20 protein-coding genes are annotated in these 25371 nt (G+C 72.6%); 14 read left to right on the top strand and 6 right to left on the bottom strand.

The window, feature by feature from the left end:
- The first annotated feature begins 3 nt into the window (after positions 1–3).
- From efeB to KHP12_RS35640, 3 genes are all read left to right on the top strand, one after another.
- On the top strand, positions 4–1263 hold the full coding sequence (gene efeB, locus KHP12_RS35650) for an iron uptake transporter deferrochelatase/peroxidase subunit (protein WP_086883420.1): 1260 nt from the start codon (positions 4–6) through the stop codon (positions 1261–1263).
- An 88-nt stretch (positions 1264–1351) separates the two neighbouring features.
- Positions 1352–2329: an iron uptake transporter permease EfeU gene (efeU, locus tag KHP12_RS35645; protein WP_086883419.1), complete on the top strand. Its 978-nt coding sequence runs from the start codon at positions 1352–1354 to the stop codon at positions 2327–2329.
- Positions 2262–3185: an SCO2278 family lipoprotein gene (locus KHP12_RS35640; protein ID WP_472911741.1), complete on the top strand. Its 924-nt coding sequence runs from the start codon at positions 2262–2264 to the stop codon at positions 3183–3185. Before efeU ends, KHP12_RS35640 begins: the two co-directional genes overlap by 68 nt.
- A 123-nt stretch (positions 3186–3308) precedes the next feature.
- On the opposite strand, the gene KHP12_RS35635 is transcribed toward KHP12_RS35640, so the two are convergent.
- On the bottom strand, positions 3309–4043 hold the full coding sequence (locus KHP12_RS35635) for a bifunctional DNA primase/polymerase (RefSeq protein ID WP_211834089.1): 735 nt from the start codon (positions 4041–4043) through the stop codon (positions 3309–3311).
- Positions 4044–4212: 169 nt separating this feature from the next.
- Here KHP12_RS35635 and KHP12_RS35630 point away from each other — a divergent pair, with 169 nt between their 5' ends.
- On the top strand, positions 4213–5124 hold the full coding sequence (locus KHP12_RS35630; protein WP_211834088.1) for a glycerophosphodiester phosphodiesterase: 912 nt from the start codon (positions 4213–4215) through the stop codon (positions 5122–5124).
- Positions 5125–5488: 364 nt separating this feature from the next.
- On the top strand, positions 5489–6505 hold the full coding sequence (locus KHP12_RS35625; protein ID WP_211834087.1) for a small ribosomal subunit Rsm22 family protein: 1017 nt from the start codon (positions 5489–5491) through the stop codon (positions 6503–6505).
- A 402-nt stretch (positions 6506–6907) separates the two neighbouring features.
- Here KHP12_RS35625 and KHP12_RS35620 read toward each other — a convergent pair whose 3' ends face one another.
- The 3 genes from KHP12_RS35620 to KHP12_RS35610 form a co-directional block, all read right to left on the bottom strand.
- On the bottom strand, positions 6908–8251 hold the full coding sequence (locus tag KHP12_RS35620) for a cytochrome P450 (protein ID WP_245010083.1): 1344 nt from the start codon (positions 8249–8251) through the stop codon (positions 6908–6910).
- Between the two features lie 121 nt (positions 8252–8372).
- Positions 8373–9443, bottom strand: coding sequence for a serine hydrolase domain-containing protein (locus KHP12_RS35615; protein ID WP_372455320.1), 1071 nt, complete (start codon positions 9441–9443; stop codon positions 8373–8375).
- Between the two features lie 5 nt (positions 9444–9448).
- Entirely contained in the window at positions 9449–10780 is a 1332-nt protein-coding gene (locus tag KHP12_RS35610; protein ID WP_086884845.1) for a multidrug effflux MFS transporter, read from the bottom strand.
- Positions 10781–10871: 91 nt separating this feature from the next.
- On the opposite strand from KHP12_RS35610, the gene KHP12_RS35605 reads away from it, so the two are divergent.
- Entirely contained in the window at positions 10872–11897 is a 1026-nt protein-coding gene (locus KHP12_RS35605; protein ID WP_211834086.1) for a Gfo/Idh/MocA family protein, read from the top strand.
- 101 nt (positions 11898–11998) lie between these two features.
- On the opposite strand, the gene KHP12_RS35600 is transcribed toward KHP12_RS35605, so the two are convergent.
- On the bottom strand, positions 11999–13621 hold the full coding sequence (locus KHP12_RS35600; protein WP_211834085.1) for an alkaline phosphatase D family protein: 1623 nt from the start codon (positions 13619–13621) through the stop codon (positions 11999–12001).
- Positions 13622–13794: 173 nt separating this feature from the next.
- Between KHP12_RS35600 and KHP12_RS35595 the strand changes: the two genes are divergently transcribed.
- The 3 genes from KHP12_RS35595 (at position 13795) to KHP12_RS35585 (ending at position 16471) form a co-directional block, all read left to right on the top strand.
- The gene (locus KHP12_RS35595) at positions 13795–14568 is read left to right on the top strand and encodes an SDR family oxidoreductase (RefSeq protein ID WP_210609195.1); all 774 of its coding nucleotides are present in this window, start codon (positions 13795–13797) and stop codon (positions 14566–14568) included.
- 257 nt (positions 14569–14825) lie between these two features.
- A complete protein-coding gene (locus KHP12_RS35590; RefSeq protein ID WP_210609196.1) occupies positions 14826–15437 on the top strand; it encodes a hypothetical protein in 612 nt (203 codons plus the stop codon).
- 185 nt (positions 15438–15622) lie between these two features.
- Positions 15623–16471 (top strand): glycosyltransferase family 2 protein, encoded by an 849-nt coding sequence (locus KHP12_RS35585; RefSeq protein ID WP_211834949.1) that lies wholly within the window; start codon positions 15623–15625, stop codon positions 16469–16471.
- 243 nt (positions 16472–16714) lie between these two features.
- Here the strand turns inward: KHP12_RS35585 and KHP12_RS35580 are convergent, their stop codons facing one another.
- On the bottom strand, positions 16715–17335 hold the full coding sequence (locus KHP12_RS35580; protein WP_037965831.1) for a TetR/AcrR family transcriptional regulator: 621 nt from the start codon (positions 17333–17335) through the stop codon (positions 16715–16717).
- Positions 17336–17527: 192 nt separating this feature from the next.
- Here KHP12_RS35580 and KHP12_RS35575 point away from each other — a divergent pair, with 192 nt between their 5' ends.
- The 5 genes from KHP12_RS35575 (at position 17528) to KHP12_RS35555 (ending at position 25364) form a co-directional block, all read left to right on the top strand.
- Positions 17528–18661: a DMT family transporter gene (locus KHP12_RS35575; protein ID WP_210609197.1), complete on the top strand. Its 1134-nt coding sequence runs from the start codon at positions 17528–17530 to the stop codon at positions 18659–18661.
- A 61-nt stretch (positions 18662–18722) separates the two neighbouring features.
- Entirely contained in the window at positions 18723–19925 is a 1203-nt protein-coding gene (locus KHP12_RS35570) for a PP2C family protein-serine/threonine phosphatase (protein WP_210609198.1), read from the top strand.
- A 22-nt stretch (positions 19926–19947) separates the two neighbouring features.
- Positions 19948–22515 carry a SpoIIE family protein phosphatase gene (locus tag KHP12_RS35565; RefSeq protein WP_211834948.1) on the top strand — a complete coding sequence of 856 codons (2568 nt, stop codon included), beginning with the start codon at positions 19948–19950 and terminating at the stop codon, positions 22513–22515.
- Between the two features lie 203 nt (positions 22516–22718).
- Positions 22719–24638 (top strand): molecular chaperone DnaK, encoded by a 1920-nt coding sequence (dnaK, locus tag KHP12_RS35560; RefSeq protein WP_210609200.1) that lies wholly within the window; start codon positions 22719–22721, stop codon positions 24636–24638.
- 114 nt (positions 24639–24752) lie between these two features.
- Entirely contained in the window at positions 24753–25364 is a 612-nt protein-coding gene (locus tag KHP12_RS35555; RefSeq protein ID WP_210609202.1) for a nucleotide exchange factor GrpE, read from the top strand.
- Positions 25365–25371 lie beyond the last annotated feature (7 nt).

Below are 25371 nucleotides of genomic sequence, written 5' to 3'. Positions count from 1 at the left end.
GGCATGACCGACGAGGCCAACACGGCTCCCTCCCGCCGGGCGCTGATCGGCTGGGGCGGCGCCGGGCTCGCGCTCGGCGCCGCGGCCGCCGGGGGCACCGTGGCCGCGCTGAGCGGCGACGCGGACGACACCCGGACGGTCTCCGACAGCGGCGCCGCGGTGCCCTTCTACGGGGCGCACCAGGCGGGGATCGCCACCGCGGTGCAGGACCGGCTGCACTTCGCGGCGTTCGACGTCACCACCGACGACCGCGCCGAACTGATCGCGCTGCTGAAGGAGTGGACGAAGGCGGCGGCCCGGATGACCCAGGGGCACGCGGTCGGCGGCGGCGCGGTGAGCGACCTGGCGGAGGCCCCGCCGGACGACACCGGTGAGGCGCTGGGGCTCAAGGCGTCCCGGCTCACCCTCACCATCGGCTTCGGGCCCACGCTGTTCAAGGACAGGAAGGGCAGGGACCGCTTCGGCATCGCCGACCGCCGCCCCGAGGCGCTGATCGATCTGCCCGCCTTCCCCGGCGACAACCTCGACCCGGCGCGCAGCGACGGCGATCTGTGTGTGCAGGCGTGCGCCGACGACCCGCAGGTGGCCGTGCACGCCATCCGCAACCTGGCCCGGATCGGCATGGGCAAGGTGGCCATCCGCTGGTCGCAGCTGGGCTTCGGCAAGACCTCCTCGACCACGCCGGACGCGCAGACCCCGCGCAACATGATGGGCTTCAAGGACGGCACCCGGAACATCGCGGGCACCGACACCGCCGCCCTGGACAAGCATGTGTGGGTGAGCGGGAAGGCGGGCCCGGCGTGGCTGGCCGGCGGCTCGTACCTGGTGGCGCGCCGCATCCGGATGCACATCGAGACCTGGGACCGCACGTCGCTCAAGGAGCAGGAGGACGTCTTCGGCCGGGACAAGGGCGAGGGCGCGCCGCAGGGCAGGCAGCGCGAGCACGACGAGCCCAATCTGAAGGCGATGCTGCCCACCGCGCATGTCCGCCTCGCGCATCCGGACTCCAACGGCGGGGCCCGGATCCTGCGCCGCGGCTACTCCTTCACCGATGGCACGGACGGTCTGGGGCGGCTGGACGCGGGGCTGTTCTTCCTCGCCTACCAGCACGACGTACGGGACGGATTCGTGCCCGTACAGCGGCGGCTGGCGCGCACCGACGCGCTCAACGAGTACATCCAGCACGTGGGTTCGGCGCTCTTCGCCGTCCCGCCGGGCGTCCGGGACGCGGACGACTGGTGGGGCAGAGCGCTGTTCTCCTGACGGACTCCGCCAGGGGGTGTTCTCCTGACGGACTCCGCCAGGAACCCTCGACCTCTTCCACGAACCCTCGACAAGGAAGGCGAACCCCGTGTTCGGCAATTACCTGATCGGTCTGCGCGAAGGGCTGGAAGCCAGCCTGGTGGTGTGCATCCTGGTCGCCTATCTGGTCAAGACCGGGCGCCGGGAGGCGCTGCGCCCGGTGTGGCTCGGGATCGCCGTCGCGGTGATCCTGAGCATGTCCTTCGGCGCGGCGCTGGAGTTCGGCTCGCAGGAGCTGACCTTCGAGGCGAAGGAGGCGCTGGGCGGCTCGCTGTCGATCCTGTCGGTGGGCCTGGTGACCTGGATGGTGTTCTGGATGCGGCGCACCGCCCGCCATCTGAAGTCCGAGCTGCACAGCAAGCTGGACGCGGCGCTCGCGATGGGCACCGGGGCGCTGGTGGCCACGGCCTTCCTCGCGGTCGGCCGGGAGGGCCTGGAGACCGCGCTGTTCGTGTGGACGGCGGTGCGGGCGAGCAACGACGGTACGGCGGACCCGCTGATCGGCGTGGTCCTGGGCCTGGTCACCGCGGTGGTGCTGGGCTGGCTGTTCTACCGGGGCGCGCTGCGGATCAACCTGGCGAAGTTCTTCACCTGGACCGGTGCGATGCTGGTCGTGGTGGCGGCGGGGGTGCTCGCGTACGGCTTCCACGACCTCCAGGAGGCCGACTGGCTGCCCGGGCTGCACTCGCTGGCCTTCGACATCAGCTCCACCATCGCGCCGGACTCCTGGTACGGCACGGTGCTCAAGGGCGTCTTCAACTTCCAGCCGGACCCGACCTGGCTCCAGGTGTGGATGTGGGCGCTCTACCTGGTCCCCACGCTCGCGCTGTTCCTTCGCCCCGGTAGGGTGTCGCCGTCCACAGCAGCCCCCACGAATCGGGAGCCGGAGCCCCATGACACGCAGGTCGCCCCGTCGGCAGCTGGCAGTTCCGACCGCAGCGGTGGTACTGACGCTGGGGATGACGCTCACGGGGTGCATGACGGTGCACGGCGAGCGGGAGAACATTCCGTCGGTGGACAAGGCTGAGGCGCCCAAGGCGCTCAAGCAGTTCACCGACACGTACAACAAGGCGTACCGGGAGCTGGATCCGGCGCTGGCGAGCCAGGTGGAGACGGGCCCGCTGGAGGCCATCACCACGGCCGACCTCAAGGCCCAGCACGCGAGTTCGCCCGAGGGCAACCCCCAGTACCCGTCGCTGGAGCTGTCCGACGTCACCTACCGCATCCCCAAGCAGGTGGGCTGGCCGAAGTTCTTCGTCGCGGACACCGACAGCAACCGCGACGACAACCGCTGGCTGTTCGTCTTCACCCGTGACGGTGCGGACGAGCCGTGGAAGGCCGCGTATCTGTCGATCCTCAGCCAGGACGAGGTGCCGGACTTCGCGACCGACAAGGACGGCTGGGCCAAGCCGGTCCGGACCTCGGGGCCGGCCCCGAAGCTGGCCACCCGGCCGGACAAGCTGAGCGCGGAGTACGCCGACTACCTGATGACGGGCAAGGGCTCGGTCTTCGCCGACGGCCAGTCCACATCGGGGATGCGGGACGCCCGGAAGAAGTACCTGCGCACGCCGAAGTTCTGGACCGAGTACATCGACAGCCCGGCGCAGGGCGCGCAGGACGCCCCGGTGGGGCTGCGCACCTCGGACGGCGGGGCGATCGTCTTCTTCACCTCGCACCACCGGCAGAAGCAGACCATGGCGAAGGGGTTCCGGCCCAACCCGGATCCGCAGATCAAGGCGCTGATGACGGGGGAGGCGAAGAAGGCGGTGACGCTGACGAGGATCGCGGAGTCGGCGGTACGGGTCCCGGCGAAGGACGCGGCAGACCCGAAGGTGGTCTTCCTGAACCGCCTGGAGGGCGTCACCGCCGCGAAGGGCGAATAGGCGCCGGGCCCGTGGGGTTTCGTTGTCGGGTGCGGGCCGGTGGGTGGGGTGTGCCCACCCGTTCCGCCCGGGGGCACCTCCCAGCGGTAGCTGGGGGAGGAACGATTGCCCCACACCCCTGCCTTACCGCCCCATGGGCCAGGCGGCCGCCTGATCCTGATCCTCGCCCGCGAAGCGGGCACACGCATCGGTGAGAGCCTCCAGCAGCGTCAAGGGATCCGGCAGCGCCCGCTCCGGCCCGAGCACCCACCCCACATGCCCGTCCCCGGGCAACCGCGCGGGCGGCACCAGCACATAGCTCCCCCGGCAATGCCACCGCAGCCCCGGATGCTCATCCATCGTCTCCGGATGACAGTCCAGCTCACACGGCCACCACTCGTCCTCGTCGTCGGGCGTACCCCGCGTGGCCGTGAAGAACAGCATCCGGCCCTGCTGGAGATCGCCACTGCTCGTGGCCACGGGCCCGACCTCGACCTCGGCCGCCCCCAGCCGCTCCAGGGCCAGCCGCCCCGCGTCCGCGGGCACGTCGAGCACATCGTGGACGATTCCGGTGGCGGTGATGAAGTTGGCCTGGGGATCGGCGCGCAGCCACTGCGCGACCTTGTCCGGGTCCGTCGTCGCCTGGGTCTGCCACGCGAACGAGACGGGGTGGCGGGCCGGGGTGGGGCAGCCGATGCGGTCGCAGGAGCAGCCGTAGCCGGAGGGGTGCGCGGCCGGCGCGAGCGGGAATCCCGCCGCCGCGGCGGCCATGAGCAGGTCCTCGCGGACGCCTCCGGCGCCCGCTCCCGTCCCCTGGTCGCCGCCCGCTCCGCTCCTCGGCCGGCGCAGCCACTGGGAGAACCTGCCCTTGCGTTCCATCTACCGCCTCGCTTCACCGCCGGTCCCGGCGGTACCGCCGGCACCCGATCAATGCTGCCACCATCCTGCTCCGGAAGTGGCCGGTGTCCGCATCCGGGGTGGGTGAGAGCACCCCGACCGGGTGCCGATATCAGGGCATAAGGGATGTCACGCACCTAGCGTTCCCTATATGATCAGCAGGCATTTTCTGACCGCCGTCCTGGTGCTGGGCCTCTCCATACCGGCGGCCGTCGCGGCCCACCCCACCGCTCGTCCGTCCGTACGACGCCTCATACCCCCGTCGGCCGCCGAACCCGCGCGCCTCGGCCTCCGGCCCGCGCTCACGACGCCGTCGTCCCGTAAGCCCGGCGTCGTCTACACCGCGCACCGCGGCGGCGCCCTGGAAGTGCCCGAGAACAGCATGTCCGGGCTGGCCGCCGCCTTCAGCAGACATGACGTCCAGGTCCTGGACTTCGACAGCCGCATGCTGGCGGACGGCACGCTCGTGGTGATGCACGACGCGACGCTGGACCGCACCACCGACCGGACCGGGCCCGTACGGGCCCTGACCACCGCCCAGTGGCGGGACGTCCGGCTGCGCCCCGACCCCTCCCTGCGCGGCACCTGGCGGCCCGAGCGGCCACCGACCGTCGCCGAGGTGCTGGACCGGTTCGGCGGCCGGATCACCTTGATGGTCGAGGCCAAGGACCCGGAGAGCCTGCCGCGGCTGGCGAAGCTGATCCGCGACCGGGGGCTGGTCCACTCCGTCTACGTCAACAGCAACCACCCCGAGGTGGCCCGCGAGGCCCACCGCATGGGGCTGCTGACCCAGCTGTGGCGGTCCGCCCGGCAGATGCGCACCGACACCCCGCGCGACTGGCGCGGGGTCGTCGATCTGCTGGACGTCGACTACCGGGCGCGCGACCAGGACGTACGGCGGGCCGTCGCCTCCGGGATACCGCGGGTGTGGGCGCACACCGTGGACACCCCGACCCAGCGGGACCGGATGCTGCGGCTGGGCTGCGACGGCATCATCACGGACGCGCCGGGACGGCTGATCTCCACGCCCGTACGAATGCCGCGGGCGCTCAGCGGGGGGTGAGCGAGGCCGGACAGCGCCCCCACCCGGGCGGGGAGGGTGGCTCTGGGGACAGCGGACCGCGCGGGAGGTTCCCGCCTCAGGTGGCGTGGCCGACCTGGGACGCCGCCGACCCCGCGAGAGGCCCCGGCCCAGGTGCCAACGCCGGCCTGGGGCACAGCGGACCCCGAGGGAGGCCCCGGCCCAGGCGCCGACGCCGACGCCGACGCCGACCTGGAACGCAGCCGACCCCCGCGAGAGAGCCCCCAGCCCAGGCGGCGGGGCCCCGTGAGCAGCGGACCCCGCGAGAGGCCCCCGGTCCAGGCTCAAGCGGCGGCCCTCTGCCCAGGCGCCGAAGGCGCCCCCTCCCGCCGGTAGAATCCCCCGAATGCACGCCCCCGACGCCGCCCCCACCGACGAGACGCCCCACACCGCGCTCGCCGGGCTCCTCGACGGTCTGCCGCCCCGCCAGGCGGCCCAGGCGGTCGACCGGCTGATCGGCCACTACCGGGGGCGCACCCCGACCGACGCGCCCGTGTTGCGCGACCGCTCCGACGTCGCCGCGTACGCCGCGTACCGGATGCCCGCGACCTTCGAGGCCGTGCGCGCCGCCCTCGACGCCTTCCGCGCCCGTACGCCCGAGTGGGCCCCGGCCACGCACATCGACATCGGCGGCGGTACGGGCGCGGCCAGTTGGGCGGTGGCCGCCACCTGGCCGCGGGCCGGGCACACCACCACGGTCCTGGACTGGGCCGAGCCCGCGCTGACCCTCGGCCGCGAACTGGCCCGGCAGGCGCCCTCCGAGTCGCTGCGCACCGCCCACTGGCAGCGCCGGGCCATCGGCGACGGCCTCGCGCTGCCGGACGGGACCGACCTGGTGACCGTCAGCTATGTGCTGGGCGAGCTGACCGAGGCCGACCGGCACGCCGTCGTGGCCGAGGCGGCGCGCGCGGCGCAGGCCGTGGTGCTGATCGAACCGGGCACCCCGGAGGGCTATCTGCGGATCCGCGAGGCCCGGGACCGGCTGCTCGCGGCCGGGCTGCGGATCGTCACCCCCTGCCCGCACGGCGCGTCCTGCCCGATCGAACCCGGCGCCGACTGGTGCCACTTCGCCACCCGGGTCCGCCGCTCCTCCCTCCACCGGCGGGTCAAGGGCGGTTCGCTGCCGTACGAGGACGAGAAGTTCAGCTATGTCGCGGCCGTACGGTTCGACGCGACGCCCGCCGAGGCGCGGGTGGTGCGCCGCCCGCAGATCCGCAAGGGCCAGGTGCTGCTGGACCTGTGCGCACCCGAGGAGGGGCTGGGGCGCGCCACGGTGACCAAGCGTCAGGGGCCGCTGTACCGGGCCGCCCGCGATGTCGCCTGGGGCGACGTCTGGCCGCCCGAGGAGGCGCCACCCCGCTAGACGCTCCGCCGAGCGCTCCGCCGGAACCGTGCCCTGCCGTCGATCGTCCGCGGCGCCATCGTGGCTGGTCGCGCCCACGCGGCGGAGCCGCACATCGACACAGCCCCGCGCCCCTTCGGGGGCACGCTCCTACGGGGTGTCCGGGCGGATCTTTCCCCTCCCCGCCCCTTCCCGTTACCAGGGGGTCCGCCCCTGGACCCCGGGGTCTGGGACGCGGGGGAGCCGCCTATCGAAGCTCAGCCCGCCGCAGGCGTCACGACCCGCCGGGCGCCGCCTGGCCCCGCAGCCGGTTCGGAGGGGGCTCCCCCTCCGCGCACCACTACCGGCGGCCCCGCCGCCGGGGTCTGGGGCGGAGCCCCAGTTGTGGGGAGGGGCGGGGAGGGGAACAGCCCGCCGCGGGCGTCACGGCCCCGCGGCCGGGGCCGGGGTGAAGGTGACCGGGAGGGAGACCAGGCAGCGGTACCAGAGGGAGTCCATCCACTGGAGCTCGTCGGGCTCGACCGCCAGCTCCAGGTCCGGCACCCGGTCCAGCAGCACCTCGATCGCCGTCTCCGAGATGATCTTGCCCAGGTCCGGCGCGCCCGCCGGACATCCGTAGTCGCCGCCGGTGAAGGACACATACGCGTTGTTCCCTGCGTACCCCGCCCCGGCGTCGGGCCACAGCAGCGGGTCCGCGTTGGCGGCGGCGAGGCCGAGGACGAGGAGGTCGCCGGCGCGGATGCGCTGGCCCCCGAGCGTGGTGTCCCGGGTGGCGAAGCGGCCGATGACGTTCTGGAGCGGGGAGTCCGCCCACAGCACCTCGTTCATGGCCTCGCCGATGCTGCGGCGGTTGCCCGCGAGGGTCATGGTGAACCGGTCGTCGGTGAGCATCAGCCGGACGGTGTTGCCGATCCAGTAGGACGTGGCGGGCATGCCCGCGGCGATCATCACCATCAGGTCACCGACGAGTTGCTCATCGGTGAGGTCCGGGGAGTTCTGGATGAACCGGGAGGTGACGTCCGGGCCCGGCTCCTCGCGCTTGGCCGCCACCAGCCGTTGCACCACCTCCGCGGCCCGCTGCTGGGCCGCCATGGCCTCGTCGTTGGAGAGCAGTGAGACGGTCACCGCCTCCGCCATGTACTCCAGCTGGTCCTCGGGCAGGCCGAACATCTGGCCCATGGCGAGGGCGGGCACCGAGTAGACGTAGTCGAAGACCAGGTCCGCCTTGCCGCTGCCGACGAACTTGTCGATCAGCGAGTCGGCGAAGCGCTCGCAGTGCCGGCGCAGTTCGAAGGGGTCGACGGAGGCGAGGGCGTCGCTGACGGCCGCCGAGCGCCGCCGGTGCTCGTCCCCCTCGGTGAAGTGGATCATGGGGCTGTGGGCCACCCAGGGCATGAGGGGCCAGTCGGACGGCACCTCGTCCCAGCGGTTCCAGCGGCGTGAGTCGCGGCCGTAGGTCTGGACGTCGGTGACGACCTGGCGTATCTCGCGATAGCCGAGGACGAGCCAGGCGGGGACGTCGGACTCCAGGAGGACCGGGGCCACCTGTCCGTGGTCGCGCCGCATCCGCTCGTAGCTCTCGGCGGGGTTCCGCAGGTATCGCTCCCCGTACAGCAGCGCGGGGCCGGCGTAGGAGGGGTCGGCGTGGGCGGGGCAGCCGGGGGGCGGCGCCGCCGGGCCCGGGTCGCCGGGCGCGTCCTCCGCGCCCGGTGGGTCCTGAGGGGCCGGAGGGGCCGGAGAGTCCTGCGGGTCCTGGAGGTTCGTCACAGCGGTCTTCCTCATGGCGGTGGAGCAGCGCGGCCGTCCGGGGGTACACGGCAGTTGCACAGGCTAACCAAGCGAACGCATCAGGCCAACGGTCCGGACATCGCCGACTGGTGAGGGCACATCAGTCCAGGGCGCGGGCCAGCGCCGTGGCCGCCGCCGCGCGGGGCGCGCTGTCACCGGGGCGGCGGCGCGGATGCACGGTGGTGGCGAGCAGCACCAGATAGGCGCCACGGGCCCGGTCCACCACCAGACTGGTCCCGGTGAACCCGGTGTGCCCCGCCGCGCCCCGTCCCGCCAACTCCCCCATGAACCACGGCTGGTCGACCTCGAAGCCCAGCCCCGGCGCGGTCAGCATCAGCTCGGTGGACTCCGCCGACAGCACGGGCCCGCCACCGGCCAGCAGCGCCCGGCACAGCGCGGCCAGGTCCCCGGCGGTCGAGAAGAGCCCGGCGTGCCCCGCGACCCCGCCCAGCGCCCAGGCGTTCTCGTCGTGCACCACGCCCCGCAGCATCCCCCGGTCCAGCTTGCCCCAGGGCCGCCGCTGGTCCTCGGTGGCCGCGATCCGGGGCAGCCAGGAGGCGGGCGGGTTGAAGCGGGTATCGGCCATGCCCAGCGGGCCGGTGACCGTCTCCTGGACGAGCCGGTCGAGCGGCTGCCCCGCCGAACGCTCCACCACGCGCTGGAGCAGCAGGAAGTTGAGGTCCGAGTAGCGGCGGGCGGTGCCGGGCGGGGTGGCCGGCGGCTCGGCCGCGAGCCGGGCCAGCGCCCGCTCCCGCCCGTCCTCCTCGTACAGCGGCAGTTCGGGGATCAGCCCGGAGGTGTGGGTGAGCAGCTGCCGCACGGTGATGCCGTGCTCGGCGGCGGCCGTGCACTCCGGGGCGTACGCGGCGACCCGCCCGTCCAGCGCGATCAGCCCGCGCTCGACGGCCCGCAGCGCCACCATCGTGGTGCACAGCTTGGTGAGCGAGGCGAGGTCGAAGATCGTGTCCTGCCGCCGGCCCCGGCGCACCGGCACCCACCGCTCGCGCGGCAGCTCCACGCCCCGGTCGGCCCTCTCGTCGTACGCCGCGTACCGCACCGCCCAGCCGAAGCACTCCTCGGCCAGCGGGCCGGAGCCGGTCCCGGCGGCCAGCGCCACCCCGGAACACCAAGGGCGCTCCCCCTCGGGAAGCGCCCTGACGGTCTCCAGCAGCCGGGTCAGACCACGGTCACGCTGTGCTTCGTACGTCGCTGCCACGGACGGCAGAGTCCCATGAAACAGGCCATGGCCGCGAGCGCGCACACCAGCTGGACGACGGCCATCGGCACCGCCGTGGTCTCGCCCGCGATCCCCACCAGCGGGGAGGCGACCGCGCCCAGCAGGAAGGTGGAGGTGCCCAGCAGCGCGGAGGCGGAACCGGCGGCGTGCGGGGTGCGCATCAGCGCCGAGGCGTTGGTGTTGGGCATGGCCAGACCCATCGACGACATCAGCACGAACAGGCAGGCCGCGACCGGACCCAGACCGGCCTCGCCGAAGACCCCGGCGGAGAGGGCCAGCAGCGCGGTCGCCGCGAGGGCGATCAGCGTCAGCGCCACGGCCAGCACCTTGTCCATGTTGACCCGGCCGACGAGCACCCGGCCGTTGATCTGGCCCATGCCGATGAGGCCGATCGAGTTGAGCCCGAAGAGGAGGCTGAAGGTCTGCGGCGAGGCGCCGTAGATCTCCTGGACGACGAAGGACGAACCGGAGACATAGGCGAAGAGGGCGGCGAAGGCGAAGCTGCCCGCGAGCATGTATCCGGCGAAGACGCGGTCGGCGAGCAGCCCGCGCATCGTACGGAGCGTCTGGCCGAGCCCGCCGTCCTGGCGGCGCTCCGCGGGCAGGGTCTCGCCCAGGAAGCGCCAGACGACGAGGGTGAGCAGGGCGCCGATCACGGTGAGGACGACGAAGACGCCGCGCCAGTCGGTGAAGCGCAGGATCTGCCCGCCGATGACGGGCGCGGCGATGGGCGCGACGCCGGAGATCAGCATGAGGGTGGAGAAGAAGCGGGCCATCGCGACGCCGTCGTACAGGTCGCGGACGACGGCGCGGGCGATCACGATCCCGGCCGACCCGGCGAGCCCCTGGAGCAGCCGGAATCCGATGAGCAGCCCGGCGGTGGGCGCGAAGGCGCAGATGGCGGTGGCGATGACGTAGATCACCATGCCGATGAGGAGGGGACGGCGGCGGCCCCACTTGTCGCTCATCGGGCCGACGACGAGCTGGCCGAGCGCCATGCCCATCAGGCAGGCGGTGAGGGTGAGCTGGGCGGTGGCGGCGGAGCTGTGGAGCGCGTCGGTGACCTCCGGCAGGGCCGGGAGGTACATGTCCATCGAGAGGGCGGGGAGAGCGGTGAGCCCGCCGAGGACGAAGGTGACGAGGAGGCTCGTACGGCGCTGCGCGATGAGCCCGGGAGAGGCGGCAGCGGAGGTGCGGGAGGCTTCGGGGGACGGGGTTCCGGGCAGGTCGGCCCGGGTGGGAGCGGCGGCCGGTTGGCCGGGCTGCTGCATGCGTACCTTCCATGAGTCGTTGATACGTTCCTATGCTCTCAGCGATTCGAATGGACTCGAACCTCTGGGGACAGGGGAGAACGGGGTCGGGATGGCCGGGACGAGCGGCTCGGGCACCGTGCGGTGGGGGATTCTGGCGACCGGTGGGATCGCCGCCTCGTTCGTCACGGATCTGCTGGAGATGACGGACGCGCAGGTCATCGCGGTCGGCTCGCGCCGGCCGGAGTCGGCGAAGCGGTTCGCGGAGCGGTTCGGGATACCCCGCGCCTACGGCGGCTGGGAGGAGCTGGCCGCCGATGACGACATCGATGTGATCTATGTCGCCACCCCGCACTCGGCCCATCGGGCGGCGGCCGGGCTGTGCCTGGAGGCGGGGCGTGCGGTGCTGTGCGAGAAGCCGTTCACGCTCAATGTCCGCGAGGCCGAGGAGCTGGTGGACCTCGCCCGGGCCCGGGGCCGCTTCCTGATGGAGGCGATGTGGACGTACTGCGATCCGGTCGTCCGCCGGATGACCGAGCTGATCCACGACGGCGCGATCGGCGAGGTCCGGGCGGTCCACGCGGACTTCGGGCTGCCCGGCCCGTTTCCCGAGGACCACCGGCTGCGCGATCCGGCGCTGGGCGGCGGCGCCCTGCTGGACCTCGGCGTCTATCCGGTCTCCTTCGCCCAGCTGCTGCTCGGCGAGCCGGACGAGGTACGGGCGGTGGGGCAGCTCTCCCCCGAGGGCGTGGATGTGAACACGGGCCTGGCGCTGGGCTGGGACAGCGGGGCGGTGGCGCTGCTGTCCTGCTCGATCACCGCCGATACGCCGATGACGGCGGCGGTGACGGGCACGGCGGGGCGGATCGAGTTCCCGCGCGGCTTCTTCCACCCCGAGCGGTTCGTACTGCACCGGCCCGGCCGGGATCCGGAGGAGATCACGGCGGCGGACGGGCTGCGCTCCTACCAGCGGGAGGCGGCGGAGGTGATGCGCGCGCTGCGCGCGGGCGAGACGGAGTCCCCGCTGGTGCCACTGGACGGCACGCTGGCGGTGATGCGGACCCTGGACGCGGCGCGGGAGCGGCTGGGGGTGCGTTATCCGGGAGAGGACACGGACACGCACGAGGGCGCGGCGTGAGCGGGGCGGGCCGGTGACGAGGCGTGAGCGGGGCGGGCCGGTGACGAGGCGTGAGCGGGGCGGGCCCGGCGCATGGGGTGCGCGCCGGGCCCGCCCGCCCGTCAGACCTGCTTCAGGCCGGGGTTCCCGGCCTCGCTGACGAACGACGCCGCCGTGGTGAGCGGCGCGCCCTGGGTCGTGACCGCGGAGACAGTCTTGTAGTCGGCCCGTGCCCGCTCCTCGTCCAGCGAGACCGTCACATAGCCGCGCCGGCCGTTGTAGAACTTCATATGCGGGTTCGCGGCCATGTAGGTGGCCCAGTTGTCGGGCTTGTCGGCGCCGTCCTTGCCGCTGCTGATGGAGGTGCCGACGAACTCCACGCCCAGGGTCCGGGAGCCCGGGTCGTCGAAGTCCTTCTTGATGTCGAAGGCGTAGTGCACATGGACATCGCCGGTCAGGACGACGAAGTTGTCCAGGCCCGCCTTCTCGACACCGGCCAGGATCCGCTCCCGGGAGGCGGGGTAGCCGTCCCAGGAGTCCATGGAGAGCTTGGAGCGCGCGGCCGTGGTGTTCTTCCGCTGGGAGAAGGTGACCTGCTGCGGCAGCACGTTCCAGGTGGCGGTGGAGCGCTGGAAGCCGTCGAGCAGCCAGCGCTCCTGGGTGGTGCCGGTGAGGGTGCGCGAGGGGTCCTCGGACTCCGGGCCCGGGTACTGCCAGCCGTCGCCGTACGCCTGGTTGGAGCGGTACTGGCGGGTGTCGAGGATGTCGAACTGGGCCAGCTTGCCGTAGTGGAAGCGGCGGTAGAGCCGCATGTCGGCGCCGCTCGGCTGCTGCGGCATCCGCAGCGGCATGTTCTCCCAGTACGCCCGGTAGGCGGCCGCCCGGCGGATCAGGAACTCGTCCGACGGGCCGCCGTTCTCGTCGATGTCGCCCGCGTAGTTGTTCTCGGTCTCGTGGTCGTCCCAGGTGACGTACCAGGGGAAGGCGGCGTGGGCGGCCTGGAGGTCCTCGTCGGACTTGTAGAGCGCGTAGCGCAGCCGGTAGTCCCCGAGGGTCATGGTCTCCTTGTTGAACACCGCGGGGAGGGTGCGGTCGGTGTACTTGCGGGCGCCGCCCGCCGCGTTGACCGCGTACTCGTACTGGTAGTCGCCGACGTGGAAGACGGCGTCCAGGTCCTCCTCCGCCAGGTGGCGGTAGGCGGTGAAGTAGCCGTCGTGGTACGCCTGGCAGGACACCAGGCCGAAGCGGACCTCCTGGACCTTGGCGCCCAGGGCGGGGGTGGTGCGGGTGCGGCCCACCGGGCTGGTCCAGTTCCCGGCCTTGAAGCGGTACCAGTAGACGCGGCCCGGCTCGAGGCCCTTGGCGTCCACGTGCACCGTGTAGTTGAACTCGGCGTGCGCGGTGACGGTCCCCCGGCGGGCGACGCGGCGGAACTTCTCGTCGCGGGCGATCTCCCACTCGACCTTGGCGGTGCCCTGTTCGGGCAGCCCGTTGCCCGGCTCGTAGGGGCGGGGCGCCAACCTGGTCCACAGCACGACGGCGTCGGGCAGCGGGTCGCCGGAGGCCACGCCGAGCGTGAACGGGTTGTCGGCGAGCGCGTGCGGCGACACCTGCGCGGCGTGGGCGCTGGGCAGGTTGGTGGTGAAGGCGAGCGCGGCGGCGGCCCCCGTCACGGTGAGGAAGTGGCGGCGTCCCAACGTTGCGGCCGCGGCTCGTATGGCGCGCTGATGCGAGTCGTGTGCCATGTGCTCTCCCCTGGCTCGTGGCGTCAGAGGAATTGGAGTGCCGGAGGACGGCCGGGCGTTTGCGTGCACACGACATCGATATGACCGCTCGGTGAGGTCCGTTGCCGGAAGGGACCTTTACCGCGAATCGGCCCTCCTGCACATCGAACTGACGTGGCGTACGCTGCGGCGCCATGAGCGACGGTCGTGTGTCGGTGGTGTCGAAAGTGGCGGTGGTGACGGGCGCGGGCTCCGGGGTCGGCCGGGCCGTGGCGCTCGAACTCCTCGAGGCGGGCTGGTCGGTGGTGCTGGCGGGGCGCCGCGAGGAGGCCCTGGCCGAGACGGCGCGGCTGGCCGGTGGCGGCCCCCCGGCCCCGGTGGTGCCGACGGACGTGGCCGACCCGGAGCGGGTGGACGCGCTCTTCGCGGCGGCGCGGGAGCGGTTCGGGCGGGTGGATCTGCTGTTCAACAACGCGGGCGGCTTCGGCCCGCGCGGCGTGCCGCTGGAGGATCTGGCCTACGAGGACTGGCGGTCGGTCGTGGACACCAATCTCACGGGGGCGTTCCTGTGCGCGCAGGCGGCCTTCCGGCTGATGCGGGACCAGGACCCCCGGGGCGGCCGGATCATCAACAACGGCTCGCTCTCGGCGCACACGCCCAGGCCGGACAGCGTGGCGTACACGGCCACCAAGCACGCGATCACCGGGCTCACCAAGTCGCTGTCGCTGGACGGGCGCCGGTACGGCATCGCCTGCGGGCAGATCGACATCGGCAACGCGGCGACCGAGATGACCGAGCGGATGTCCGCCGGGGTGCCACAGGCGAGCGGGGAGGTGGTGGCCGAGCCCGTGATGGACGTGGCGGACGTGGCACGGACGGTGCGGCACATGGCGTCGCTGCCCCTGGAGGCGAATGTGCAGTTCGCGACGGTCATGGCGACGGCGATGCCGTACATCGGCCGCGGCTGACGGATGAGGGAACGTCACCCGTCGTAGATAACCCTCCGATTGTGGAGATAATGTGGAGATGCGGGCAATTCACCCCATCGGCACAGCGGTTCCCGGGCGCCCCCTCCCCACCCCCCGGACTGTTCGAGGACCGCTCGATATGGCAGGGTCGTTTCCCACCGCGCCACATCTTCACCACTGCCCCACCACCGCCCCACACTGCCCCACCACCGCCGCACCACCGCCCCACACCGGCATCCGAACGAAGAGAGACCGCCGTGCGTTCTCTGCCGCTCACCCTGGTCGCCCGTCTGCTGCCCGTCGCCGTCCTCGCCGCCGCGGGGGTGGCCATGACGACGTCGGACGACTCGGACGCGAGCGCCACCCCGGCGGGCCCCTCCCCGCAGACCTCGGCCCCCGCCACCGGCGCCGCCGCACCGCGCTACGCCAAGCCGCCCGAGGAGGCGTGTACGGTCCTCCCGGGGTCGATGATCAAGGACCTGGTGCCGGGCGCCAAAACGGCCGGGAACGAGCTGAAGTCCAGCGACCTCAACCGCCGTACGGGCTGTTCCTGGCATGCGCTGGACGACTTCGACTACCGCTGGCTGGACATCGCCTACGACGTCAAGAGCGTCGCGGGGAAGCAGAAGAGCGAGGGCGGCAGCGCGGTGCCCGGCCTCGGCGACGACGCCTCGGTGACCGAGAAGACCACCGAGGACGACGACCAGGGCATACGCGAGGCCGTGGTGACGGTCCACCAGGACAACGCCACGGTCACCGTGACCTACAACGGCGGCGACTTCGAGAGCCACAAGGCCGCCGGCTCCGATGACATCCGTAAGGGCGCCATCAGCGCGGCCAGGAAGGCGCTCGCCGCACTCGACGGCTGATTGTTTTGCTCAGTCTTTGAGCCTGACTCATTGAAACTGACTCATTGCTCGACCCTTGATGAACATCAGCCATACGGAAGTGTCTTTCTGAGTGAACGGTTACGATCGCGGGCATCGCAACCGAACTCTGGAGTCCCACCGTGTCCGCCGCCCCCGAACCACGCCTGGGTATCGCCATCCTGACCATGGGCAACCGGCCCAGAGAGGTGGCCGCCCTGCTGGAGTCGGTCGCGAAGCAGGACGTGCCCCCGGCCCGTGTCGTGGTCGTCGGCAACGGCTCCCCGCTCCCGGAGTTCCCGGAGTTCCCCGCCGAGGTGACCACGGTCGAGCTGGCGGAGAACCTCGGGGTCTCGGGCGGCCGTAACGTCGCCTGGCGGCGGCTGCGCGAGTTCGGCGACGTGGACGTGGTGGTCGACCTCGACGACGACGGGCTGCTGGTGGACGCCGATGTCTTCCGCCGGGTGCGCGATCTGTACGCCGACGACCCGCGCCTGGGCATCGTGAGCTTCCGCATCGCCGACGAGACGGGCGAGACCCAGCGCCGCCACGTGCCCCGGCTGCGCGCGTCCGACCCGATGCGCGGCGGTGAGGTGACCACCTTCCTCGGTGGCGCCCACGGCCTGTCGATGGCGATGCTGGAGCAGATCGGCGGCTGGCCGGACGAGTTCTTCTTCACCCATGAGGAGACCGACCTCGCCTGGCGGGCCCTCGACGCGCGATGGAAGGTCGTCTACGCCCCTGAACTGCTGCTCCAGCACCCCCGGACCTCCCCCGCCCGGCACGCCGTCTACCACCGGATGACCGCCCGCAACCGGGTCTGGCTGGCCCGCCGCCATCTCCCGCTGCCGCTGGTGCCGCTCTACCTGGCCACCTGGACCCTGCTCACACTCGCCCGCACCCGCTCCCTGGCCGGGCTGCGGGCCTGGGCGGGCGGCTTCCTGGAGGGCCTCCGCACCAACTGCGGGCGCCGCCGCCCGATGCGCTGGCGCACGGTGTGGCACATGACCAAGCTGGGCCGCCCGCCCATCATCTGACGGCGGCCCGGCAGCGCTGAGGGGTGCCCGCTGGTTCTTTCCCCTCCCCGCCCCTTCCCGCAACCAGAGGCTCCGCCCCTGGACCCCGGGGGGCTGGGGCGGAGCCCCGGCGGGGGCTGGGGCAGGGCCCGGTGGGGGCTGGGGTGAAGCCCCGGTTGTGGGGTCTGGGGCGGAGGCCCGGTTTTGGGGAGGGGTGGGGAGGGGAGGAGCTCGCCGCAGGCGGCACGGGCCGCCGGGCGCCCCCTAAGGCGCCAGCCCGAGCGCGGGGAAGACCGACGCCTCGAGGAAGCGCGTCAGATACGCGCGGTCGGCGACCCGGCCCTCGAGCAGATGGCGCACCCGCATCGCGCCGATCAGCTGCGTGGGGACGAACTCGACGGCGGGGTTGTCCGCCGCCACCTCGCCGCGCTCCACGCCCCGGCGGACCATCGCCTGGATCGTCTTCACCTCGTGCTCGATCAGCGCGGCGCGCAGCGCCTGGAGCAGATCGGGGTTCTGGAGCGCGGCGTGCCCGAGGGCGTACACCAGCGCGGTGTCACCGCCGCACACCTCCCCCGCCTCGCCCACGGCCTCCGCGACGGCGCGCAGATCGCCCGCGAGGGAACCGGTGTCGATGCCCTCCAGCGCGAAGGGGCGCTTGCACGAGCGCAGCGCGGCGACGACGAGCTGGGGCTTGGTGCACCACTGCCGGTAGAGGGTGGAGCGGCTGGCGCGGGTGCGGGCGGCGACCGCCTCGATGGTGAGGGCCTCGTAGCCGCCCTCCTGGAGCAGGTCGAGGACCGCCTGATAGAACTCCTGCTCCCGCTCGGGGGTGATCTTGGAACGGCGCTGCGGCGCGTCCGTCTCCGGGCTCTGCGTCGCCATCGGGTTCTCCTCCTCGGTCCACCGGACTCCGGCTCCCCTCCCCGACCACGCAGTGTACCGACACATCCGCGTACCGATACACCCTTGTACCGATACGGCCCTGCACCGGTACACTCTCGTATCGATACGTCTGTGTGCCGATAGCGCCATCGGTGGCAGACAGACAGTGCCCAGAGGAAGGCAGGGTTCACGATGAACCCGACCGTCATAGCCGTAGCGCTCGCGCTCGCCTCGGCCGTCGCCTACGCGACCGCGGCCGTGGCCCAGGAACGGCTGGCCGCGGGCGGCCGGCCGGACCGCATGCCGCGGCTGCTGCTGCGCGGCGCCTGGTGGGGAGCGGTCGGCCTCAACTCCACCGGTGCCCTGCTGCATGTGGCCGCGCTGCGGTACGGACCGCTCACCCTGGTCCAGCCGCTCGGCGCGCTGACCCTGGTGGCGGCCGTCCCGCTGGGCGCGCGACTCGCGGGGCGGCGGGTGGTCCGGGACGAGTGGCGGGGCGTGGTCCTCGCCCTGCTCGGCCTCGGCGCCCTGCTGCCGGTCACCGCCGGGGAGACCCCGCGCGAGACGCTGAGCCTGCCGGAGGCGGTCGGGCTGGCGGCCGTCGTGCTGGCGTTCATCGGGCTGTGCGTCCGGCGGGGGCGCGGGGGGCGCGGCACACCGGGCCGTGGGCTGCGGTTCGCCACCGCGTCCGGGGTCGCCTCCGGTGTCGCCTCGGCGCTCACCCAGACCCTCACGGTCGCGCTCGCCGCCTCCCGCGCCCCCGGGGCGGCCCTGGTGTCCTGGCGGACCGTGGTGGTGGCCCTGCTGGTCGCGGCCTTCGCGGTGAGTGGTCTGCTGCTGTCCCAGAGCGCCTACGGCAGCGGCCTCGGCGCGCCCCTGGCCACCCTGACCCTGGCCAACCCGGTGGCGGCGGCCGCCATCGGGATCGTCCTGCTGGACGAGCGGTTCCGGGGCGGCCCGGGCGGCTGGGCCCTGGCCGCCGTGGGCGCGGCGGCGGCCGCCCGCGGGGTGGTCCTGCTCTCCCGGGCTCCGCAGTCGGGGGCGGGAGTGGGGGCGGGGGCGCGCGATGCCACCGTGGTCGTACGGGAGTCCGCCGTACGCGATGGCGTCGTGGTCGTACCGGAGTCCGTACGCGCTGGCGCCGTAGCCGTACCGGAGACCGCCCTGCGCGATACCGCCCTGGCCCTGCCGAAGACCGCCCTACGAAAGACCGTCGTACGCCAGGCCGGCCTGGAGACCGTCGTACGCCAGGCCGCCGCACGGGAGGCCCTCGCCCCCGGCGAGCCCGCCGCCGTCCCCCGGGAGCCGGTGCCCACGCCCCCGTGATCCCCCGTGATCCCCCGTGAGCCCCGGGCGTCGCCGGGCCCGCCGCCGTAAGGTTGAGCGCATGGTGGACGCGAACGTGTCGACCTCGGCCGAGACCGCTGAGCAGTTGCTGGAGGAGTTGCTCAGGGCCACCCAGGAGGCATCACCGGCGGAGCTCCCGGTGGCCCTGGACCACTACACCGAGGCCATGAACATGGGCCACGCGGTCGTCTTCCTGATCGACCTCCGGCAGCGGCTGCTGATGCCGCTCGAGGAGGGCGAGCCGCGCCTGGAGCTCGACCACTCCCTGGCCGGATTCGCCTACCGCACCGATTCGGTGCGGATCGAGGAGGAGGGTACGGGCGGGCTCACCGTATGGCTGCCGCTGCTGAACGGCGCGGAGCGGCTGGGGGTCCTGCAACTGCGGATGGCCTCCCTGGACGGGCTCAGGCTCTGGCGCTGCCGGACGCTGGCCTCGCTCCTCGCCATGGTCATCACGGCCAAGCGGACCTATATCGACACCTTCGCGCAGCGCACCCGCACCCGGTCCATGCAGCTGCCCACGGAGATGCTGCGGGCCTTTCTCCCGCCCCGCTCCATCGGCACCGGCCAGGTGGTCTCGACGGCCGTCGTGGAGCCCGCGTACGAGCTGGGGGGCGACGCCTTCGACCACTCGTTCACCGAGGACATCCTGCACGCCACGATCCTCGACGCGATGGGCCACGACCTGGCGTCCGGGCTGACCACCTCCGTGGCGATGGCGGGCAGCCGCAACGCCCGGCGCACCGGCGCCGATCTGGCGGCGCTCGTCACCACCGTGGACGAGGCGCTGGCCAAATGGCTTCCGGACCAGTTCTGCACGGGCGTCTTCCTCCAGCTGCACATGCCCAGCGGGACGCTGCGCTGGTCCAACTGCGGCCACCCCACACCGCTGGTCATCCGCCGCCAGCGGCTGCTGGACAAGGAGCTGGAGCGGCCCGCCGAACCGCCGCTGGGGCTGCCCGCGCGGCTGTCGGACGCGCCCCGCCAGATCCACGAGACGACGCTGGAGCCCGGTGACCGCGTCCTGCTCTACACCGACGGGGTCGTGGAGTCGCGCGACGAGGGAGGCGAGCAGTTCGGCCTGGAGCGCTTCGCCGACCACATCATCCGCTCGACGGCCGCCGGGCAGAACGCCCCCGAGGTACTGCGCCTGCTCATCCACGCGATCCTCGACCACCGGCACAGCGAACTCAGCGACGACGCCACGATTTTGATGATCGAGTGGCATCCGCCGGGTCCATGAGCCGTCGACCCGATGCCCGATGATGACGCCTCCCGACCCCACCGCCCCCGGCGTCCGGCCGGACCCGCCGCCCGGCGCCCTCGGCCTGGCCACGGCCACGGTCGACGACCACGGCGTGCTGACCGGGTGGAGCGAGGGCGCGCGGCGGCTGCTGGGCTATCGCGCCGAGGAGGTCGTAGGGCGGCCGGCGGCCGAGCTGCGCGCCGAGCCGACCGCCGGGGGCAGCGGCGGCGAGACGGCCGCCGGGGACAGCGGCGGGGGCACCGCCCCGGGCAGCGGCGAGGACACCGGCAGGGGCACCGCCGAAGACACCGGCAGGGGCACCGCCGGGGACACCGACGCGGCCGCCGGCCCGTGCCTGGCCCACGGGCCCCGGTGGAGCGGCCGAATCGCGCTGTGCCACCGGGACGGCCATTCGCTGGAGGTCGAGCTGCTGGCCCACCGCGGCCCGCGCGACGACGGCCCCGCGGGCTGGCTCCTGGTCTCCGCCGCGCCGCGGGAACCGCGGGAGCCGGTCACCCCCGCGGACCACGCCTTCGCCCAGTGCCCCTGCGTCCTGGCGCTCTTCGACACCGAGCTGCGGCTGGCCCGGGCCAACGTTGATATGGAGGCCGCCACCGACCGCACCGAGGAGCAGATGCGCGGACTGCGGCTGACCGAGCTGGTCGGCCACGGGGAGAGCGACCGGGTCGAGCGGGCCATGCGGCAGGTGCTGGAGAGCGGCGAACGGCTGGAGCTGGAGACCCATCTGCGGAGGCCCGGCGAGCGCCATGAGCACGCCTGGTCGGTCTCGCTGGCCCCGTTGGCCAACAACCGCACCGGCGGGCTGCGCGGCGTGTGCTTCGCGGCCCGCGACACCACCGCCGAGCAGGAGGCCCGGCAGCGGCTCCAGCTGCTCAACGAGGCGGGGGCGCGGCTGGGCAGCCATCTGGACCTGGACCGGATCGCCCAGGAGCTGGCCGCCGTGGCGGTCCCCCGGCTCGCCGACTTCGCCAGCGTCGATCTGCTCACCTTCCTCCACGAGGGCGACGAGCCCCCGGAGGGGCCGCTGCGCGAGCCCGTCACCCTGCGGCGCGCGGCCCACCGGTCGGTCCTGGACGGCGCCCCCGAGGCGCTGGCCGACGTCGGGGACCTGGCCACCCACCCCGAGCACTCCCCCACGGCGGCGTGCCTGCTCAAGGGCCGGGCCGCACGGCACCAGGTGACGCCGTCCCTGCTGGCGAGCTGGGAGACCAAGGACCCCGGCCGGGCCGCCCGTATCCGCGCGCACGGAGTGCACTCGGTGATCGTGACGCCGATGCGCGCCCGCGGGGTCACCCTCGGCGCGGCCTTCTTCGCCCGCCACCGCACCCCGGCGCCCTTCACCGACGACGACACGCTGCTGGCCGAGGAGCTCACCGCCCGGGCGGCGGTCTGTGTGGACAACACCCGCCGCTATCTGCGCGAGCGCAGAACGGCCGAGACCCTCCAGCGCAGCCTGCTGCCGCAGCGGCTGCCCGAGCTGACCGCCCTGGAGATCGCCTCGCGCTATCTGCCCTCGGGCGCCTGGGCCGGGGTGGGCGGCGACTGGTTCGACGCGATCCAGCTGTCCGGCGCCCGCGCCGCCGTGGTGGTCGGGGATGTCGTGGGGCGCGGCATCCAGGCGGCCGCCACCATGGGGCGGCTGCGCACCGCCGTACGCGCCCTGGCCGATATCGATCTGCCGCCCGGGGAGCTGCTGACCCACCTCGACGACATGGTCACCCGGCTGTACTCGGACGAGGAGACCGAGCGCTTCTGGTCCTTCGGCGCCACCTGTCTGTACGTGGTCTACGACCCGGTCTCGCGCCGCTGCTCCATCGCCGCGGCGGGCCATCCCGCGCCGCTGGTGATCAGCCCGGAGGGCACCGCCGATGTGCTCGGCCCGCCCATCGGCCCGCCCCTGGGCCTCGGTGAACTGCCCTTCGAGATCATGGAGACGGAGCTGCCCGAGGGCAGTCTGCTCGCCCTCTACACCAACGGCCTGATCAACGGCCGCGACCGCGAGAACGGCGACGGACTCGAGACGCTGCGCGATGTCCTGAGCCGTCCCGCCCCCTCCCTGGACGCGCTCTGCGACGACGTCCTGCGGGTCCTGCCCCCGGCCCACACGGACGACGACATCGCCCTGCTCCTCGCCCGCACCCGGGCGCTCCACTCCGACCGGGTCGCCACCTGGGACGTCCCGGCGGAGGCGCCCGCCGTCACCGAGGCCCGCCGGAGCACCACCGAGCAACTGATCGACTGGGGTCTTGAGGAGACCGTCTTCACCACCGAGTTGATCGTCAGCGAACTGGTCACCAACGCGATCCGCTACGGCCGCCCGCCGATCCGGCTGCGGCTGATCCGCGACCGCGACCTCATCTGCGAGGTCTCCGACGCCAGCAGCACGGCACCCCATATGCGGCGGGCCCGGGTCTTCGACGAGGGCGGCCGGGGCCTGATGCTGGTCGCCCAGATGGCGACGCGCTGGGGCACCCGGCAGAGCACGGACGGCAAGACGATCTGGGTCGAGCAGGACGTCTCCACGGGTTCCGAGGGCTCCACCAGCTCCGAGGGCTCCACCAGCTGAGGGGACCGGCCCCATGGCCTGAGGGGCCGGCCCCGGCCCCCGTCCATGGGCGTATTCGGGCCACCGATATTCGACCCCGGCGCACAGGGGCCGATTCCTGTCCGATTTGTCACCCTTGAAGGAGAGGCCCCGTCCATCGATCCCGCTTCCGCGGCCGTCTGGGCAGTGCATGTGGCCCGGGGCCGCCCCTGGAAGGAGTTGCCATGGCCAAGGCAGTCGGTATCGACCTGGGTACCACCAACTCGGTGATCGCCGCGTGGGAAGGCGGTGAGGCCTCGGTCGTTCCGAATTCCGAGGGAAGCCGCACCACACCGTCGGTGGTGGCTTTCACCGATACCGGTGAGCGGCTGGTGGGGCAGTTGGCCCGGCGCCAGGCGATCCTCAATCCCAAGGGCACCATCTACTCGGCCAAGCGGTTCATCGGCCGTCACTATGACGAGGTTTCCGACGAGGCCAGGGCGGTGGCCTATGACGTCGTCCCGGACGAGGGGGGGCTGGCCCGCTTCAAGGTGGGTGAGAAGCTGTACTCGCCGGAGGAGATCAGTGCGCAGGTGCTGCGCAAGCTGGCTGACGACGCCGGGAAGCAGCTGGGGGAGCGGGTGACCGAGGCGGTCATCACGGTGCCCGCGTATTTCAACGATGCCCAGCGCAGTGCGACCAAGGATGCGGGGGAGATCGCCGGTCTGAAGGTGCTGCGGATCATCAACGAGCCGACCGCGGCTGCCCTCGCCTACGGTCTGGACAAGAAGGGTCATGAGACTGTCCTGGTCTTCGACCTCGGTGGCGGCACCTTCGATGTGTCCATCCTGGATGTCGGGGACGGGGTGGTGGAGGTCCGCTCCACGGCGGGTGACAGTCATCTGGGCGGGGACGATTTCGACCGGCGGCTGGTCGATCATCTTGCCGATGGGTTCCAGCGGGAGAACGGGATTGATCTGCGTCGGGACCCGCAGGCGTTGCAGCGGCTCTTCGAGGCCGCGGAGAAGGCCAAGACCGAGCTGAGTTCGGTGGCCCGGACCCAGGTCAGTCTGCCGTTTATCACCGCGGATGCTTCCGGTCCGAAGCATTTGACCGAGACGGTGATGCGGTCCACGTTCGAGCAGATCACCGGGGATCTGGTGGAGCGGTGTCTGGGCCCGGTGCGGCAGGCCATGGGCGATGCCAAGGTGGGTGAGAGTGATATCGATGAGGTGATCCTGGTCGGTGGCTCGACCCGGATGCCCGCTGTGCAGGCTCTGGTCCGCCGGATGACCGGTGGCAAGGAGCCGAATATGAGCGTCAATCCCGATGAGGTGGTGGCGCTGGGTGCGGCGATCCAGGCCGGGGTGCTCAAGGGTGAGGTCAAGGATGTCCTGCTGCTGGATGTGACGCCGTTGTCGCTGGGTGTGGAGACCCGTGGCGGTGTGATGACGAAGATCATTGACCGGAACACCACGATTCCGGTGCGCCGCACTGAGACGTTCTCCACGGCTGAGGACAATCAGCAGGCTGTGGACATCGTGATCCTTCAGGGTGAGCGTGAGCGGGCTGCTGACAACCGGGTGCTCGGCCGGTTCCAGCTGACCGGTATCCGTCCGGCGCCGCGTGGTGAGCCGCAGGTGGAGGTGACCTTCGATATCGACGCCAACGGCATCCTCAACGTCACGGCGCGGGACAGGGACACCGGCAAGGAGCAGTCCGTTCAGATCAGTGAGACCGGCAATCTCGACCGTGGGGAGGTGGAGCGGATGGTCCAGGAGGCCGAGCGCAACCGTGGTGAGGATCAGGCGCTGCGTGAGGCGGTGGACGCGCGCAATGAGCTGGATGCCGCCGCTTACCAGGTCGAGAAGCGGCTCGCTGAACTGGGCGACGCGGTGCCCTCCCATGAGAGATCGCGCGCCGAGATGCTGGTGCACGATGCCCGCGAGGCGGTCAGGGACGAGGCCGGTGTCGATCGGACCAGGCCGCTGGCCTCCGAGCTCCAGCAGGTCTACGCGGGGCTCCAGGCCCACGAGCCCGCGGGCGCGGGTGCCGGCGCGGCAGGCGGCGAGGCCGGACCCGGGGCGGGCGACGCCCAGGACACCGGCGCCGGGGGCGGCGGAGCCGACGAGGACGTGATCGACGCCGAGTTCGACAAGGGCTGACCGATGCGACAAGGGCTCAACCGAAAGGCCGATCCGACGACGGCAGATCCGACCAAGACCGATCCCACGAAGACCGCACAGGCCGATCCCACGAAGGCGCACTGAGAGGCCGCCATGTCCACTCAACCGCAGCAGCCCGACCCGGTGCCGGAGGGCGCCGTGACGGAGCCGGAGCAGGAGCAGGGCCTGCCCGCCCCGGGCGCCGCGGAGGCGCGCGGCGCGGGCGGGGAGGGCCCCGGCCCGGACGCGGCCGGCGGCCCCGCCCTCCGCGAAGCCGACGAGCGGGCGGTCGAGCAGGCCGCCGCGGTGGCCGAGCTCGACGACCGCTGGCGCCGGGCCTTGGCCGATCTGGAGAATCTGCGCAAGCGCCATGCCAGGGAGTTGGAGCGGGAGCGGGCCGCCGAGCGGGCCCGTACGGCGGCGGCCCTGCTGCCCGTGATCGACAACCTCGAGCTGGCCCTCTCCCACGCCGAGGCCGATCCCGGCTCGATCGTGGAGGGCGTCAGGGCCATCCACGACCAGGCCGTGGACACCCTGTCCCGGCTCGGCTACGAGCGGGAGGCCGAGACGGGGGTGCCGTTCGATCCGGCCCGGCACGAGGTGGTCGGCGTGGTCGAGGACCCCGACGCGGAACCGGGCACCGTGGTCCAGGTGCTGCGCCCCGGCTACGGGAAGGCCGACAAACAGCTGAGGCCGGTGGCCGTGGCCGTGGCGAAGCGGGAGTGAGACGGCC

The sequence above is a fragment of the Streptomyces asiaticus genome, from assembly GCF_018138715.1.
Lineage (GTDB): Bacteria > Actinomycetota > Actinomycetes > Streptomycetales > Streptomycetaceae > Streptomyces > Streptomyces asiaticus.
This window is presented reverse-complemented; position numbering and strand designations above follow the sequence as displayed.